15 protein-coding genes are annotated in these 15,529 nt (G+C 59.0%); 14 read left to right on the top strand and 1 reads right to left on the bottom strand.

Features of this window, described 5'->3' with window-relative positions:
• Positions 1-11 precede the first annotated feature (11 nt).
• The 6 genes from dnaN (at position 12) to PL597_RS06145 (ending at position 4,727) form a co-directional block, all read left to right on the top strand.
• Positions 12-1,130 carry a DNA polymerase III subunit beta gene (dnaN, locus tag PL597_RS06170; protein ID WP_065654600.1) on the top strand — a complete coding sequence of 373 codons (1,119 nt, stop codon included), beginning with the start codon at positions 12-14 and terminating at the stop codon, positions 1,128-1,130.
• Between the two features lie 189 nt (positions 1,131-1,319).
• Positions 1,320-1,913: a phospholipid N-methyltransferase PmtA gene (gene pmtA, locus PL597_RS06165; protein ID WP_077983743.1), complete on the top strand. Its 594-nt coding sequence runs from the start codon at positions 1,320-1,322 to the stop codon at positions 1,911-1,913.
• A gap of 95 nt (positions 1,914-2,008) precedes the next feature.
• Positions 2,009-2,605, top strand: a complete 597-nt coding sequence (locus PL597_RS06160) for a histidine phosphatase family protein (RefSeq protein ID WP_271364771.1) — start codon at positions 2,009-2,011, stop codon at positions 2,603-2,605.
• 4 nt (positions 2,606-2,609) lie between these two features.
• Complete coding sequence (gene pyrF, locus PL597_RS06155; RefSeq protein ID WP_142913716.1) at positions 2,610-3,317, top strand: orotidine-5'-phosphate decarboxylase; 708 nt, start codon at positions 2,610-2,612, stop codon at positions 3,315-3,317.
• A 20-nt stretch (positions 3,318-3,337) separates the two neighbouring features.
• Positions 3,338-3,625, top strand: a complete 288-nt coding sequence (locus tag PL597_RS06150) for a DUF1330 domain-containing protein (RefSeq protein WP_077983790.1) — start codon at positions 3,338-3,340, stop codon at positions 3,623-3,625.
• 121 nt (positions 3,626-3,746) lie between these two features.
• The gene (locus PL597_RS06145) at positions 3,747-4,727 is read left to right on the top strand and encodes a complex I NDUFA9 subunit family protein (RefSeq protein ID WP_271364770.1); all 981 of its coding nucleotides are present in this window, start codon (positions 3,747-3,749) and stop codon (positions 4,725-4,727) included.
• A 596-nt stretch (positions 4,728-5,323) separates the two neighbouring features.
• Here the strand turns inward: PL597_RS06145 and PL597_RS06140 are convergent.
• A complete protein-coding gene (locus PL597_RS06140) occupies positions 5,324-6,130 on the bottom strand; it encodes an undecaprenyl-diphosphate phosphatase (RefSeq protein ID WP_077983748.1) in 807 nt (268 codons plus the stop codon).
• Between the two features lie 261 nt (positions 6,131-6,391).
• Between PL597_RS06140 and PL597_RS06135 the strand changes: the two genes are divergently transcribed.
• The 8 genes from PL597_RS06135 (at position 6,392) to PL597_RS06100 (ending at position 15,525) form a co-directional block, all read left to right on the top strand.
• Complete coding sequence (locus PL597_RS06135; RefSeq protein ID WP_271364769.1) at positions 6,392-7,084, top strand: glutathione S-transferase family protein; 693 nt, start codon at positions 6,392-6,394, stop codon at positions 7,082-7,084.
• Positions 7,085-7,214: 130 nt separating this feature from the next.
• Entirely contained in the window at positions 7,215-8,366 is a 1,152-nt protein-coding gene (gene queG, locus PL597_RS06130) for a tRNA epoxyqueuosine(34) reductase QueG (RefSeq protein ID WP_271364823.1), read from the top strand.
• 3 nt (positions 8,367-8,369) lie between these two features.
• Positions 8,370-9,242, top strand: a complete 873-nt coding sequence (locus tag PL597_RS06125; protein ID WP_271364768.1) for an SDR family oxidoreductase — start codon at positions 8,370-8,372, stop codon at positions 9,240-9,242.
• Positions 9,243-9,669: 427 nt separating this feature from the next.
• Positions 9,670-10,038 (top strand): septal ring lytic transglycosylase RlpA family protein, encoded by a 369-nt coding sequence (locus tag PL597_RS06120; protein WP_077983751.1) that lies wholly within the window; start codon positions 9,670-9,672, stop codon positions 10,036-10,038.
• Between the two features lie 61 nt (positions 10,039-10,099).
• Entirely contained in the window at positions 10,100-11,389 is a 1,290-nt protein-coding gene (locus tag PL597_RS06115) for an RsmB/NOP family class I SAM-dependent RNA methyltransferase (protein ID WP_269826150.1), read from the top strand.
• A 155-nt stretch (positions 11,390-11,544) separates the two neighbouring features.
• Positions 11,545-12,822 carry an imelysin family protein gene (locus PL597_RS06110; RefSeq protein ID WP_077983753.1) on the top strand — a complete coding sequence of 426 codons (1,278 nt, stop codon included), beginning with the start codon at positions 11,545-11,547 and terminating at the stop codon, positions 12,820-12,822.
• Positions 12,823-12,880: 58 nt separating this feature from the next.
• Positions 12,881-14,404, top strand: coding sequence for a di-heme oxidoreductase family protein (locus PL597_RS06105; RefSeq protein ID WP_271364767.1), 1,524 nt, complete (start codon positions 12,881-12,883; stop codon positions 14,402-14,404).
• Positions 14,404-15,525 carry an imelysin family protein gene (locus PL597_RS06100; RefSeq protein ID WP_269826152.1) on the top strand — a complete coding sequence of 374 codons (1,122 nt, stop codon included), beginning with the start codon at positions 14,404-14,406 and terminating at the stop codon, positions 15,523-15,525. Before PL597_RS06105 ends, PL597_RS06100 begins: the two co-directional genes overlap by 1 nt.
• Positions 15,526-15,529: the final 4 nt, after the last annotated feature.

Raw genomic sequence — 15,529 nt, 5'->3', positions numbered from 1 at the left:
CGGTAGCGTCCATGCGTATTACTCTTGAGCGGTCGAACCTTCTGAAATCGCTGAACCACGTCCACAGGGTCGTCGAGCGTCGCAACACGATCCCGATCCTGTCCAACGTTCTGCTGCGCGCCTCCGGCGCCAATCTGGACATGAAGGCGACCGACCTCGATCTCGAAATCACCGAAGCGACGCCGGCCATGGTGGAACAGGCGGGCGCCACAACCGTGCCGGCGCATCTGCTTTATGAAATCGTGCGCAAGCTGCCGGATGGTTCCGAAGTGCTTCTGGCCACCAACCCGGACGGCTCCTCGATGACGGTTGCCTCCGGCCGTTCGAAATTCTCGCTGCAATGCCTGCCGGAAGGGGACTTCCCCGATCTGACCGCCGGCACCTTCAGCCACACCTTCAAACTGAAGGCGACCGACCTGAAGATGCTGATCGACCGCACACAGTTTGCGATTTCGACCGAAGAGACGCGTTATTACCTCAACGGCATCTTCTTCCACACCATCGAGAGCAATGGCGATCTGAAGCTGCGCGCTGTCGCGACCGACGGTCACCGCCTGGCCCGCGCCGATGTGGATGCGCCGTCCGGCTCCGAAGGCATGCCGGGCATCATCATCCCGCGCAAGACCGTGGGCGAACTACAGAAGCTGATGGACAACCCTGAACTGGAAGTGACGGTTGAAGTATCGGATGCGAAAATCCGCCTGACAATCGGCTCTGTCGTTCTGACCTCGAAGCTGATCGACGGCACCTTTCCGGACTACCAGCGCGTGATCCCTACCGGCAACGACAAGGAAATGCGGGTCGATTGCCAGACCTTCGCGCAGGCTGTCGACCGCGTCTCGACCATTTCTTCCGAGCGCGGTCGCGCCGTGAAGCTCGCGCTCACCAACGGCCAGCTAACGCTGACCGTCAACAACCCGGATTCGGGCAGTGCGACGGAAGAAGTGGCTGTCGGTTACGACAATGATTCGATGGAAATCGGCTTCAACGCCAAGTATCTCCTCGACATCACCTCGCAGCTTTCCGGCGACGACGCGATTTTCCTGCTGGCAGACGCCGGCTCGCCGACGCTCGTACGCGACACCGCCGGCGACGACGCGCTTTACGTTTTGATGCCGATGCGCGTTTGAAACGGGAATTTTCCGCAAATTTCATCGAAAAGCCGGTGGAACGCTTCACCGGCTTTTCTTGATTCGGCATGACTTCTTAAGCCGTAGACGAATTTTTCCAGTTACGACATTTTGCCTTGTTTTTGCGCCAAATGGGATCAACATTGCGTAACAGTTTTTTGACAATGACCAAATGCATCTGAGGGAACTATGGCACTTAACCTGAAGCAACGGCTTGAACAGAAATTTGAGGAAGAAATCCGCTTTTTCAAAGGCATGGTCAGCCAGCCGAAAAAAGTCGGAGCCATTGTTCCGACATCGACAATCACGGCGAAAAAAATGGCGAGTGTCATCAATCCCCATTCCGGCCTGCCGGTTCTCGAACTCGGCCCGGGCACGGGCGTCATCACCAAGGCCATTCTGGCGCGCGGCATCAAGCCGGAGAACCTCACCGCCATCGAATATTCCACCGATTTCTACAATCAGCTGCTCAGGAGCTATCCGGGCGTCAATTTCGTCAATGGCGACGCCTTCGATCTCGATTCCACGCTTGGCGAACACGCGGGCCAGATGTTCGACAGCGTCATTTCCGCCGTACCGATGCTGAATTTTCCCATGGCCGCCCGTATCAAGCTTCTCGACGAATTGCTGAAGCGCGTCCCCCATGGCCGCCCCGTCGTGCAGATATCCTACGGTCCGATTTCCCCGATCGTCGCGCAGCCGCATCTCTATCACATCCGTCATTTCGATTTCATCGTGCGCAATATTCCGCCGGCGCAATTGTGGACCTACACGCGGGCCTGATAGTCGACAGAGCGCCGGAACCCGTCATTTCCAGGTCACGACGGATGGTTAGGGTATTGATTTGCCCTTTCCGCCGCCCTTGAGGACCGATTGCCATGCATGCGCTCTACATTACCCACCCGCAGGTCAAGATCGATCCGGCCGTTCCCGTTCCCGAATGGGGGCTTTCGGAAAGGGGTGCCGAGCGGACGCGCGAGGCAAGCCGCCTGCCCTGGGCACGGTCATTGCGCCACATCGTTTCCAGCGCCGAGACCAAGGCGATCGAAACCGCCCGCATCCTGGCTGAAGCCTCCGGGGCGGACGTGGACATCGTCGAGGCGATGCATGAAAACGACCGGTCCGCCACCGGCTTCCTGCCGTCGCCGGAATTCGAAAAGGCGGCGGACTGGTTCTTCGCCCATCCCGAAGAAAGTTTTCACGGCTGGGAGCGGGCAATCGATGCGCAGGCGCGGATCATGGGAGCCGTCAAGGCCATTCTCGACCGACACGACCCCCGGCAGCCCATCGCCTTTGTCGGCCATGGCGGTGTGGGCACGCTTCTGAAATGCCACATCGAGGGCCGCGGCATCAGCCGCGCCGAGGACCAGCCGCCGGGCGGCGGCAACCTTTTCCGCTTTTCCATCGCCGAATTTTCACTTGCAGCCTCGTCCCCCACATGCGACTGGACGGCAATGGAAACATGGCAGGGATAAGACAATGACCGCGCGCGAAAAACTCATCGTCGGGCTGGATGTTCCGACTGTGCAGCAGGCCGAAGACATCGTTTCGAAAATCGGCGACGAGGTTCTGTTCTACAAGATCGGTTATCAGCTGGTCTTCGCCGGCGGTCTCGAATTCGCGCGTGACCTTGTCCAGAGCGGCAAGAAGGTCTTTCTCGACATGAAGCTGCTCGATATCGACAATACCGTCGCCTCCGGTGTCGAAAACATCGCCCGCATGGGCATGTCGATGCTGACGCTGCACGCCTATCCGAAAGCGATGCGCGCTGCCGTCAAGGCCGCTGAAGGCTCCGGCCTTTGCCTGCTGGGCGTCACCGTGCTCACCTCGATGGACGACGTCGATCTCGCCGAGGCGGGTTATGCTTCTGACGCCCGTTCGCTGGTGCTGCGCCGGGCGGAGCAGGCACGCGAGGCGGGCATGGGCGGCATCGTCTGTTCGGCGGAAGAATCGACTGCCGTGCGCGAAATCCTCGGCCCAGACCTTGCCGTGGTCACCCCCGGCATTCGCCCAGCCGGCGCGGATATCGGCGATCAGAAGCGGGTGATGACGCCCTATGACGCCATCAAGGCCGGTTCGAGCCATCTGGTTGTCGCCCGCCCCATCGTCAGGGCGGAAGACCCGAAAGCGGCGGCCCGCGCCATTCTGGACGATATGCTGCGCGCCAGCTTTCCAGCCAATCAGTAACCGCAACCGGAGGAGATGAAATGGCAAAGGGATATTGGATCGCCCAGGTCGATGTACGCGACAGCGAGCGTTACAAGGACTATGTCTCCACAGCCAAGCCCGCCTTCGAGCGGTTCGGCGCCAATTTTCTGGCTCGCGGCGGTTCGGTGACGGAACTGGAAGGTAAGGCGCGTGCGCGCAACGTTGTCATCGAATTCCCGTCCGTCCAGCATGCGATTGACTGCTACAACTCTCCCGAATACCAGGCGGCGGCTAAAATCCGCCAGGAAGTGGCAGATGCGCAGATGATGATCGTCGAAGGAATTTGAGGACCGTCAACCGCATTTCCCAAACTAGCCTCAAGCCTTGCGACAACCGCTCTTCACGCGCGCGTAGCTTTGGGCTAAGAGACTGAAAAACGCTTTATCGACAGCTTCTGAGGAGCCTCCCATGACCTTGGCCAACCTTCCACCCCTCGTCACCGTTTTCGGCGGTTCGGGTTTTGTCGGGCGGCATGTCGTGCGGATACTTGCGAAGCGCGGTTACCGCATCCGCGTCGCCGTGCGCCGCCCGGATCTCGCCGGTTTCCTGCAGCCGCTCGGCAATGTCGGCCAGATTTCCTTCGCCCAGGCGAACCTGCGTTATCGCGATTCCATCGTCAAAGCCGTGGAAGACGCCGACCATGTGGTCAATTGCGTCGGCATCCTGACCGAAAGCGGTCGCAACACGTTTGACGCCGTACAGGAATTCGGCGCGAAAGCCATTGCTGAGGCGGCCCGCGACGCGGGTGCGACACTGACGCATATCTCCGCCATCGGCGCGGACGCCAATTCGCCGACCGGTTATGGCCGCACCAAGGGCCGCGCCGAGGCCGCCATTCATTCCGCCCTTCCTGACGCCGTGATCCTGCGCCCGTCGATCATATTTGGACCGGAAGACGATTTCTTCAACAAGTTCGCGAAGATGGCCCGCAGCATGCCGTTCCTGCCGCTGATCGGCGGCGGAAAAACCAGGTTCCAGCCTGTTTATGTCGAGGATGTCGCGGAAGCCGTCGCCCGTGGCGTCGATGGCAAGCTAAAGCCAGGCGCGATCTATGAACTCGGCGGTCAGGATGCCATGACGTTCCGTGACTGTCTCGAGGCGGTTCTTGCCGCGACCTACCGGCAGCGTCCTTTCGTCAACCTGCCTTTCGGCGTCGCGTCGATGATTGGCAAGATCGCTTCAATGGTACCTCTGATTGCGCCGCCGCTCACGCCCGATCAGGTAACCATGCTGAAAAAAGACAATGTCGTTTCCACTGACGCCGAAAAGAACGGCTTGACGCTGGAAGGTATCGGCATCACCCCTGTTCGCGTTGCATCGGTTCTGCCTTCCTACATGGTGCAATATCGCCCACACGGCCAGTTCTCCAATGCCGGAAAAGCGGCCTGAGGCCTGCCTTCAGCCTCATCGCTCATAAACGAAAGCGGGAGCCATTCCCGCTTTTTGTTTTTGCGCAATTCAATCGCAACCAAACCGCTATTCGCGCATTTTCCCCTCAACTGCAGGGGAGGTGTTGAATGAACTAAGGCTGCGTTGCAAAGCCGGGTAAAAGTTAACGGTCGTCCGGGCTCCACAGGCAAGCGTGGCACAAGCGCAACTGTGGAAAAGACTTCGCATTAACCCGGTATTCAACAAGCTGCTTTATTGATATTCGCCACATTCCAAACATATCCCGAACCCTCAATTCACACACGGCGGCATGATCCGCGCGAACGAACGTCTGAAAGGCAATCATAAAATGGGCAGATCTATCGCACTCTTTTTTGCGTGTGCGGCTTTGGTGGTTCTGGCGGGTTCTTTCATGGCGCCGGGAACGGTTGCAGCGGGCAAGAGCGGTTGCGCTCCAGCCTATGGCGTCGACCCCTGCGCAACGGCTTCGATCAGCACCAACTGATCGGACTTTAAAAGTTTCAAAGAAAAAGCGCCGCCGGTTCTCCGGGGCGCTTTTTTGTTCGTTGCGAGCGCAGATTATTGCCGCCGATGGCTCACCCCAGCACAAGAAGCGCGATCAGTCCCAGCGAACCGATGACGATGCGCCACCATGCGAAGGGTGCAAAGCCTCGCCGCGATACGAAATCCAGCAGAGAGCGAACGACGAAGAGGCCTGAGACAAAAGCGGCGATGAACCCCACGGCGATCAGCGCGCCGTCATCGAAGCTCAGCGCATCGCGGTTCTTGTAGAGATCGAGCGTGAAAGCACCGAGCATGGTCGGCATTGCCAGAAAGAACGAAAACTCGGCGGCGGAGCGCTTGTCCGTTCCCATCAGCAGCGATCCGACGATTGTGGCGCCAGACCGCGACGTGCCGGGAATCATCGCAAGGCATTGAAAGAGGCCGATCTTGAAGGCAAGCGACGGCGGATAATCCATGATGTCGGTATATTTCGGTTTCAGCGGCATACGATCAACCGCAAGCAGGATGACGCCGCCGACGATCAGCACCGCACAGATGAGCATCGGCGTTTCAAACAGCACGGTCTTGATGAAGTCATGCGCCAAAGCCCCGATGATCGCCGCCGGCAGGAAAGCGAGAGCAACGGCCAGCACGAAGCGGCGCGCTTTCGCGCTTGTCGGCAAAGCGAGCGCAATCGACACAAGCTTCTGAAAATAAACAAGGAGGATCGCAAGGATCGCACCAAGCTGAATAAGAACGGCAAAGGTGTTGCCGGGTGATTTGAAGCCTAGGAAATGCCCGGCCAGCAGCACATGCGCCGTTGAGGAGACGGGGATGAACTCCGTCAAACCCTCGATAATGCCCAGCAGAAGTGCGCTGATGATCGACTGGTCACCCATGAGATATCCTTCTTTTCAGGGGAAAGCGGCAATGGAAGGTAATAAAGCGCGACGCGTTCGACCGAACCGGTGCGACGCACTTTAAATTTTTGTTTTTATGCACGTCTTTGCCCCAAAACCGCTGCACACTTTTGGGAGACATGCCATAGCGTTAAACTTGTTTTAAAGTAGCCGAGTTCTTATAGCGTCTTGATGAAGCGAAACTGAAAAAGTTTTTCGGCAATGCCGATCATGACAACCAATCGTAAAAATTGAGTACCGATGCCAACTCTCTATCACTCTCCGATGTCGACCGCATCCCGGTTCGTTCGTCTGATCCTTGCGGAATACGGGTTCCAGACCGATCTCGTGGAGGAGCAGCCATGGGAAAGACGGCGAGAGTTTCTGGCGCTCAATCCTGCCGGTACCTTGCCGGTCTATCTGGACGACAATATGCGCTCGCTGAGCGGGCCCTATGTGCTTGCGGAATTTCTTGACGAAACGCACGGGGTTCTGAAGCGCGACCGTCGGCTTCTTGCCGAAGACCCGTTTCAGCGCGCTGAAATCCGCCGGCTGACGGAATGGTTTCTGCAGAAGATGGAAAAAGACGTGACCCGGCCGCTGGTGCGGGAACGGGTCTATAAATTGCAGATGACGGCGGCGCAGGGTGGCGGACCGCCGGATTCCAAGCTGCTGCGCACCGCCCGCAACAATATTCGCCAGCACATCAAATATCTGGAATGGCTGGCCGGCTCGCGCACCTGGCTGGCCGGCGACCGGTTGAGCTATGCCGATCTTGCCGCGGCTGCCGCGGTCTCGGTGCTGGATTATCTCGGTGAGATCAACTGGCTCGAAGCGCCGATTGCCAAGGAATGGTATCAGCGGGTGAAATCCCGGCCTTCCTTCCGGCCGTTCCTCAGCGAACGCATTCCCCGACTTGCCCCTTCTTCCCACTACGCCGATCTGGACTTCTAAGGTCTGCCCATCCGGTTATTTGCTGCGGCGTGCGGCTGTATGTAAAGCATGTCGTTGTCCCGAAACCGCTGCACACTTTCGGGCGACATGCATTATATATGCCGCAGATTAACCCGCAGGAGAAACGACCATCGACGTCGCGAGCGAAAAGCAGCGAATACGCGCGCATAAGCTGACGGACTTCGTTCGTCGGGAAGCGCTTTCACTTGGCTTCGATCTCTGCCGCATCACTGCCCCAGACAGCATTCCGCTCGCACCCGAAAGGCTGAGACAGTTTCTGGACAATGGCTATCACGGCACGATGGCGTGGATGGAGGAAACCGAGGCCCGCCGGGCAGAGCCGAAAACGCTCTGGGGAGACGTTCGCTCCATCGTCATGTTCGGGCTGAACTACGGTCCGGAAGAAGATCCGCGCGGCCTGCTTTCCCAACCCGACAAGGCGGCCATTTCGGTCTATGCCCGCAATCGCGATTATCACGACGTCATCAAGGGGCGGCTGAAAGAAATCGCTACCCGTTTTGCCGCGCGTGCCGGCGAGCACGTAAAGGTCTTTGTCGACACCGCACCCGTAATGGAAAAACCGCTTGCCGCCGCCGCCGGTCTCGGCTGGCAGGGCAAGCACACCAACCTCGTCAGCCGCACCCATGGTTCGTGGCTATTTCTCGGCAGCATGTTCACCACGGCCGAACTCTGTCTTGACGAGGCTGAGAGGGACCATTGCGGGTCGTGCCGCGCCTGTCTCGATGCCTGTCCGACGGCCGCTTTCCCCGCGCCCTATCAACTGGATGCGCGCCGCTGCATTTCCTATCTCACCATCGAGCACAAGGGGCCGATCCCGCACGAATTTCGGCCGATGATCGGCAATCGCATCTATGGCTGCGACGACTGCCTTGCCGCCTGTCCGTGGAACAAATTCGCAGCCAGCGCCTCCGAGATGAAATTGCAGGCGCGCGAGGATTTGAAGGAGCCTTCCATCGCCTCCCTACTCACGCTCGATGACGCCGCCTTTCGCAGTTTCTTCAGCGGCTCGCCCGTCAAGCGCATCGGCCGCAATCGCTTCATCCGCAACGTACTGATCGCGGCGGGCAACTCTGCCGACCGGCAATTCGTGGAACAATGCAAGGCGCTTGCCGAAACAGACCCTTCGCCGGAGGTGCGCGGCATGGCCGCATGGGCTTTGTCACGGCTTATGGACAGGGACGAATTCCGTACATACTCTGCCGGTCGCGCCCCGGAGCCTGATCCGGAGGCGGAAATGGAATGGCAACTGGCAGAGGCGTGACGCATGCATGTGATGATTTTCGGCGCGGGATATTCAGGAAAAGCAATCGCTAACGCGCTAAAGACCGAAGCAGCAAGCGTTTCCGGCACCACACGCAGCCAGAACAGGTTCCCAGACCTCGCCGCCGCAGGCATGACGCCGTTGCTCTTCGACGGTGTTCAACTCAACGACGAACTCGTCGCCGCAATGGGCAATGTTACCCATCTCGTACAATCCGTCGCGCCGGGCAAGGATGGCGATCCGCTGCTTGCGCTTCTGGGCGGCGATCTGAAAAAGCTCATGCCCGATCTGAAATGGGTCGCTTATCTTTCCACTGTCGGCGTTTATGGCGATCATGGCGGCGCCTGGGTGGACGAGACAACGCCCTGCCGCCCGGTCTCCGCGCGATCCGCGGAACGGGTGGCTGCGGAAACCGCCTGGACTGCGGCGGCGGAAAAGGCGGGTGCGCCGCTTTCCATCCTGCGCCTTTCCGGAATTTACGGCCCCGGACGCAATACCTTCATGAATTTCGAGAAGGGAACGGCGCGGCGGCTAGTGAAGAAAGATCAGGTATTCAATCGCATCCGGGTCGAGGATATCGGTGCAGCACTTGCCTTTCTTGTAGCGAAAGACGAACGTGGCATCTTCAACGTGACCGACGATGAACCCTGCCCGCCGCAGGATGTGGTGAGCTTCGCAGCAGCGCTGATGGGGGTGGAACCGCCACCCGAACAGGCCTTCGAGACCGCCGATCTGACGCCGATGGCGCGCTCTTTTTATGGCGAGAACAAGCGCGTTTCCAACGCCAGAATACGCGATCTCGGCTTCGATTTCCGCTTTCCGGAGTACAGGCTCTCCCTCAGACAATTGTGGGAAAACGGCGTCTGGCGGGGCTGAAAAATCCCCTGTCGAAAAGTGATGAAAAATCCTTCCAAGCCCGCTTTTGCGGATGGTTTTCGTCTCATTTCAGCCAATTAGGATTTTATTAACCGCCCAAAAATCAGTAAATTCAGAGTAATTAGAAAAATATTTCACTTACATTTCGTGAACCAGATTCACGAAGTCGTGACCTGCAACAGCATTTCGATTAACTATTGATTCCGCGTTATTTTTTCCACTTTTTTCTTAAAGCACGCTCTGACAGGCTCCCGGCTAACGATCACGAATATTACAGGCTGTAACGGTTCGTGATTTGAGCTCAGCTTTTTTTCGCCATTTTTCCCTCGCCCTACAATCTCGCATCAAAAGGCGTTCAGGCCAGTTCATGGCCGTTTAGCAAGGGCACAATCAATCGGCGCGGGGCCGATTTTCAGGGAAGTACAGTTTGTTGAATATCCGTCGTATAACTTTCACCGCTGCAACTATCGCCGCCTGTTCCATCATTGCGCCTCTTCAGGCGAATGCGGCAAATGGTTGTGGAGGCGCATCGTGGTATGCGTTGACCTCCAAGACTGCTTCGGGTGAGCGCATGAACGCTGCCCACCTGACCGCTGCCCACCGCTCTTTGCGGTTCGGCACCAAGATCAAGGTGACCAATGCGCGCAATGGCAAGGCCGTTGTGGTGCGTATCAATGACCGCGGGCCGTTCATCAAGGGTCGCGTTCTCGATCTTTCCAAGGCGGCCGCCAAGAACATCGGCATGATCAATTCCGGCACCGCCAAGGTCTGCTACGAGATCGTCAAGGCCGATTGAGCCTTGCCCTCGCCGCCATTCGCGTCTACCAACCGGGCTTAGCACAAGAACGAGGTAGACAATGCGTTTAGGCGGGCGTTTGGCCGGAGCAATCGAAGTATTGGCGGATATTGAGGGACGCAGGCGTCCCGTCGCCGATGCTCTGAAAGATTGGGGCCTTGCCCATCGTTTCGCCGGTTCCGGCGACCGGGCCGCAATCGGCAACATCGTTTATGACGCGCTGCGCATGAAGCTCTCGCACGCCTGGCTGATGGATGACGACAGCGCCGCCTCTCTCGCCTATGCGGTTCTATTGCGGCAGTGGGGCAAAAGCTTTTCGGACCTTGAGGCGGAATTCGACGGCGACAAATTCGCGCCCACCGCACCCGATGCGGAAAGGCAGAAGGCCTTCCTCTCCCGTTCCCTCGGTGACGCACCGGCCTATATCCAGGGCGACATACCCGAATGGGTACAATCTTCCTTCGAAACCGCCTTTGGAGAGCGCTGGCTCGCCGAGGCGCAGGCGCTGAATGAGCGGCCCACGCTTGATCTGCGCGCCAACACCTTGAAAGCGACCCGCGACAAGGTGCTGAAGGCGCTGGAGGAGAGCGGCGCGGAAGCCACGCATATCGCCCGGCAGGGTGTGCGCATTCCCGCCGGCCAAGGCCCATCCCGCCTACCGAATGTCACCGCCGAACTGTCCTTCCAGAAGGGCTGGTTCGAAGTGCAGGATGAGGGCTCGCAGATCGTCGCCGATCTTGCCGGTGCTCGGGAAGGCGAGCAGGTCCTCGATTATTGCGCCGGTGGTGGCGGCAAGACGTTGGCCATGGCCGCCAGCATGAACAATAAAGGTCAGGTCCACGCTTTCGATGCCGATCGCAAGCGGCTCGCGCCGATCGTCGAGCGGCTGAAGCGTGCCGGTACGCGCAATGTGCAGGTGCATGACCGCGCAGCGGGCCTTGCCCCGTTCCAGGAAAAATTCGACCGCGTTCTGGTCGACGCACCCTGCACCGGCACCGGAACCTGGCGCCGCCGTCCCGACACCAAATGGCGCCTGACGGCGCGCAATCTGGAAGAACGCGTGCAGCAGCAGGGCGAGGCGCTTTCGCAGGCCAAGGGTTTCGTGCGGCCCGGCGGCGAGCTGCTTTATGTCACCTGTTCGGTTTTGCCTGAAGAAAACGAACAGCAGGTCGGACGTTTCTGTGAGGAAAATCCAGAATTTACGATCGGTTCTGCACTGGAGCGCTGGCATTTGACTTTCGGCGGCCACGCGAACAAACCGCATTCCTCCGACGGCAAGACAGTGACGTTAACGCCTGCAACCACAGATACGGATGGCTTCTTCTTCTGCTTGATGAAGCGCAAAGCATAGTACCGTCTTTGCAAGCACCGATTTTTCTTGGAATACGACGCCGGATCTTGTTTCTAAGCATTCTAAACTAGAATGTTTGACACAAGTTTATGATTGGGTCAGAACTCGCTTGCCGCGGCGCGAAGTCATTTCGCGCCTGTCGAAGGAGAGGGATCATGATCCGCAAAACCATTCTCAGCGCGTCTCTTGCGCTTCTTGCCGCATCTGCGGTTTTCACCGCGCTTCCCGCCCGGGCTGCCACCGATGCGGCGGCCGTCGTCAAGCATTACGCCGATGTCGCGCATGCGAAATATGAGGATTCGCTGACCACGGCGAAGGCGCTGGACAAGGCCATCGATGCGCTGATCGCAACGCCGAGCGAAGAAGCCCTGAAAGCCGCCCGGGAAGCATGGATCAAGGCCCGCGTTCCCTATCAGCAGTCGGAAGTCTATCGTTTCGGCAACCCGATCGTCGACGATTGGGAAGGCAAGGTGAACGCCTGGCCGCTGGATGAAGGCCTGATCGACTATGTCGACGGCTCCTACGGGACGGAAAGCGACGAGAACGAGCTTTACGTCGCCAACATCATCGCCAATCCGAAGATCAAGATCAGCGGTGAAGAGGTCGACGCCTCCAAGATCACCCCCGAGCTGATCGAAAGCCTGCACGAGGCGGGCGATGTCGAAGCCAATGTCACGACCGGTTACCACGCCATCGAATTTCTGCTCTGGGGTCAGGATCTGAACGGCACCGGACCGGGCGCAGGCAACCGCCCCTACACCGACTACGACAAAGCAAAATGCACGAACGGCAATTGCGACCGTCGCGCCGATTACCTGAAATCCGCTTCGACCCTGCTGATCAAGGATCTTCAGGAGATGGTGGATGCCTGGGCGCCGGAGGGCGAAGCCACGAAGACATTGGAAGCCGATCCGAAAGCGGGCCTCACCGCCATCCTCACCGGCATGGGTTCGCTCTCCTATGGCGAGCTGGCGGGTGAGCGTATGAAGCTCGGCCTTCTGCTGCACGACCCGGAAGAAGAGCATGATTGCTTCTCCGACAACACCTACAATTCGCATCTTTACGACGCGATCGGCATCGCCTCGGCCTATACCGGTGACTACACCCGCGCAGACGGAACGAAGATGACGGGCGCCTCGCTGTCTGAACTGGTCGGCGCTAAGGACAAGGCTCTGAACGACGAGATGCTGGCGAAGCTGAACAAGACGCTCGACGCCATGCACGCGATGGAAAAGCGCGCGCAGACCGTCGAGGCCTATGACCAGATGATCGGCGAGGGCAACAAGGAAGGCAACGCCGTGGTTCAGACGGCCATCGACGGCCTGCTCGACCAGACGAAGACTGTCGAACGCGTCATTGCGGCGCTCGATCTGGGCAAGATCGAGCTTGAAGGCTCCGACAGCCTCGACAATCCTAACACCGTCTTCAAATAAGCGGTAAAGCGGGCCGTGGATCGCCGCGGCCCGTTATTCTCCATCCACCCTTGTTTTCATGCAATTTTTGCCGCCGCCGATCCGCAAGCCATTCTTCTTCGCCGCGGCAGCCTGCCTTGCAGCGTCGATGGCGCTTGCCGAACCGCTGCGGGACGATCTGACGGAAAAAGATCGAAGTCGCGTACTGGCCGTGACCGCGCCAACGACGTATTTTACCAGGCCGGAACCTTTCGAGGCCATGTCAGGCGGAGCGACGACAAGTGTCGGCAAAGCCGACAGCAGCGCGTTTTCACATCCTTCCACCACCATGCCGCTCGAGCGAAAGCAGGATTTCAAGCTCGGCAATGCGCTGTTCCAGAAGCTCTGGGTCTCCTCCCCTTCTTCCACACAGGCCTCGGATGGGCTCGGGCCGCTTTTTAACGCACGTTCTTGCCAGACCTGCCATGTCAAGGATGGCAGGGGTCGACCGCCCCTTGCCGGAGAAGACGCCGTCTCGCTGTTTCTGCGGCTGGCGCGACCGGCCCGCAACGAAGCCGAACGACAGGCCATTGCCAGCCACCAAGTGCTGAATTTTCCCGATGAGACCTATGGCCGGCAGCTTCAGAACCTGGCCATTCCCGGCCTTGCAGCCGAAGGCAAGCCAGTCATCACCTATAGGGAAGAGCCGGTTCAATTCGCGGATGGCGAGGTGGTGATGTTACGCAAGCCCGACTATGCCGTGGCGAATCTGCAATATGGCCCGCTTGGCGCCGACACGGCGCTTTCAGCGCGCATTGCCATGCCCACCCTCGGGCTGGGCCTGATTGAGGCCATTGCCAAGGCTGATATTCTGGCCAAGGCCGACCCGAACGACAACGATGGCGACGGCATTGCCGGGCGTCCCGCATGGGTCAAAGACCATCGCACTGGCGAGGTGAAACTCGGGCGGTTTGGTTGGAAAGCGCAAAATGCGAGCGTGCGCGACCAGAGCGCCAGCGCCTTTTCCCACGATATCGGCATTTCCACGCCGGATGCGCCGAATGCCTATGGCGATTGCACCGAGGCCCAGAAGGACTGTCTTGCCATGCCGACCGGCGTGCAGCCCAGGCTCGGGCCGGTGGAGGCGCCCGATCCGGTTCTCGATCTCGTGACCTACTATACCGAAAACCTCGCCGTGCCGCGCCGCCGCAACGTCGATGATCCGACGGTCCTGCAGGGAAAGCAGCTTTTCTACGCCTCCGGCTGTACGGCCTGCCACACCCCGAAATTCGTCACCCGCCGCGACGCCGCCGACCCCATGCATGCTTTCCAGCTGATCTGGCCCTATTCCGATTTTCTGCTGCACGACATGGGCGAAGGACTTGCCGATGGCCAGCAGGTGGGCGAAGCCAGCGGACGGCAGTGGCGAACCCAGCCGCTCTGGGGCATAGGCCTCACCCAAAAGGTCAATGGCAACGGTTTTTACCTGCATGACGGCCGGGCGCGCAGCCTGCCGGAAGCGATATTGTGGCATGGCGGCGAAGGGCAAAAAGCGCGAAACGCCTTCGCCGCCTTGCAAAAATCCGACCGGCAGGCTTTGCTGGCCTTTCTGGAGTCCCTTTGATGAAAAATACCATGCGAAAAATTTCCGGCGTCATGTCCGTATTGGTGCTTCTGACCACGCTTCCGGCGAGGGCGCAGGATGTCGAACTGATGCCGCCACCGCCGCTCGACCCGGTTAAGGTGCAGAGTGTGATGGAAAAGGCGGTAAACGGCTTTATCCGTCCCGGCTATGACCGCTTCCGGCAGTCGGCGAAGAGGCTGGAAGGCCGCATGAAAGCTTTCTGCACCGCTCCCTCGGAAACGACGGCGGCGGCTGCCAAGGCTGCCTTTGTCGATACGGTGTCAAGCTGGTCGACAATCGAGATCGTACGTGTCGGCCCTGTCATTGAGAAGAACCGTTTCGAGCGGGTGCTTTATTACCCCGACAAGAAGGGTCTCGGGCTGAAACAGGTGCAGCGCTATCTCACCGAAAAGGATGAAAGCGTCACGAGTGCGGACGGCCTCAGCGGCAAGAGCGTTGCGGCGCAAGGGCTCGGCGCTCTTGAGTTCGTGCTTTACGGAACAGGAGCGGAAGAGCTGCTCGACAGGAAAGGTGATTTCCGCTGCCGCTACGGCGCAGCTATCGCCGGCAATATCGCCAATGTGGCGGCGGAACTTTCCGACAGCTGGAATGCGCCCGATGGTGCTCAGAAAAACTGGACGGAGCCCGGAGCGGACAACCCCGTCTTTCGTGATGAGCGCGAGGCGCTTGTTGCCCTGCTCGGTATTCTCGTCCACGGCTCCGAAGCCATCCGCGACCAGCGGATCGAAACCTTCTACAAGGGACCGGACAAGGCAGGTTTTCCCCGCACCGCCATTTATTGGCGCTCCGGCCAGACCTGGCAAAGCATTTCCACCAATATCAAGGCGGTTCAGACCCTGCTGCACACGGCGGATATGGTCGAACTCGTACCGCCGGATCAGCGCTCCATCGTCAACTCCATCGATTTCATCGCCAAATCGATGATCCGCGTTGCCGGGACAATCGATACGGATGTGCAAAAAGCGCTGGATCAGCACGATCAGCGCGCCAAGGTGGATTATCTGCTGCTCAATGGCAAAGACCTGATCTACCGCCTGAACGATCAATATGGCGGCGCGATCGGCCTCAGTTCCGGCTTTTCCTTCGCCGATGGAGATTGAACCG

Origin of the sequence: Agrobacterium sp. ST15.13.013, from assembly GCF_027956525.1 — a bacterium.
GTDB classification, from domain to species: domain Bacteria; phylum Pseudomonadota; class Alphaproteobacteria; order Rhizobiales; family Rhizobiaceae; genus Agrobacterium; species Agrobacterium salinitolerans.
Note: the sequence above shows the minus strand (reverse complement) of the source record. Positions and strands in the feature narration are given on the sequence as shown.

What these genes read in the sequence shown, in the direction of transcription:
- PL597_RS06160 (WP_271364771.1), top strand. Translation starts at nt 2,009, where the DNA reads ATGCATGCGCTCTACATTACCCACCCGCAGGTCAAGATCGATCCGGCC.
- PL597_RS06150 (WP_077983790.1), top strand. Translation starts at nt 3,338, where the DNA reads ATGGCAAAGGGATATTGGATCGCCCAGGTCGATGTACGCGACAGCGAG.
- PL597_RS06135 (WP_271364769.1), top strand. Translation starts at nt 6,392, where the DNA reads ATGCCAACTCTCTATCACTCTCCGATGTCGACCGCATCCCGGTTCGTT.
- PL597_RS06125 (WP_271364768.1), top strand. Translation starts at nt 8,370, where the DNA reads ATGCATGTGATGATTTTCGGCGCGGGATATTCAGGAAAAGCAATCGCT.
- PL597_RS06110 (WP_077983753.1), top strand. Translation starts at nt 11,545, where the DNA reads ATGATCCGCAAAACCATTCTCAGCGCGTCTCTTGCGCTTCTTGCCGCA.
- pmtA (WP_077983743.1), top strand. Translation starts at nt 1,320, where the DNA reads ATGGCACTTAACCTGAAGCAACGGCTTGAACAGAAATTTGAGGAAGAA.
- PL597_RS06145 (WP_271364770.1), top strand. Translation starts at nt 3,747, where the DNA reads ATGACCTTGGCCAACCTTCCACCCCTCGTCACCGTTTTCGGCGGTTCG.
- dnaN (WP_065654600.1), top strand. Translation starts at nt 12, where the DNA reads ATGCGTATTACTCTTGAGCGGTCGAACCTTCTGAAATCGCTGAACCAC.
- PL597_RS06115 (WP_269826150.1), top strand. Translation starts at nt 10,100, where the DNA reads ATGCGTTTAGGCGGGCGTTTGGCCGGAGCAATCGAAGTATTGGCGGAT.
- PL597_RS06140 (WP_077983748.1), bottom strand. Translation starts at nt 6,130, where the DNA reads ATGGGTGACCAGTCGATCATCAGCGCACTTCTGCTGGGCATTATCGAG.
- PL597_RS06105 (WP_271364767.1), top strand. Translation starts at nt 12,881, where the DNA reads ATGCAATTTTTGCCGCCGCCGATCCGCAAGCCATTCTTCTTCGCCGCG.
- PL597_RS06100 (WP_269826152.1), top strand. Translation starts at nt 14,404, where the DNA reads ATGAAAAATACCATGCGAAAAATTTCCGGCGTCATGTCCGTATTGGTG.
- pyrF (WP_142913716.1), top strand. Translation starts at nt 2,610, where the DNA reads ATGACCGCGCGCGAAAAACTCATCGTCGGGCTGGATGTTCCGACTGTG.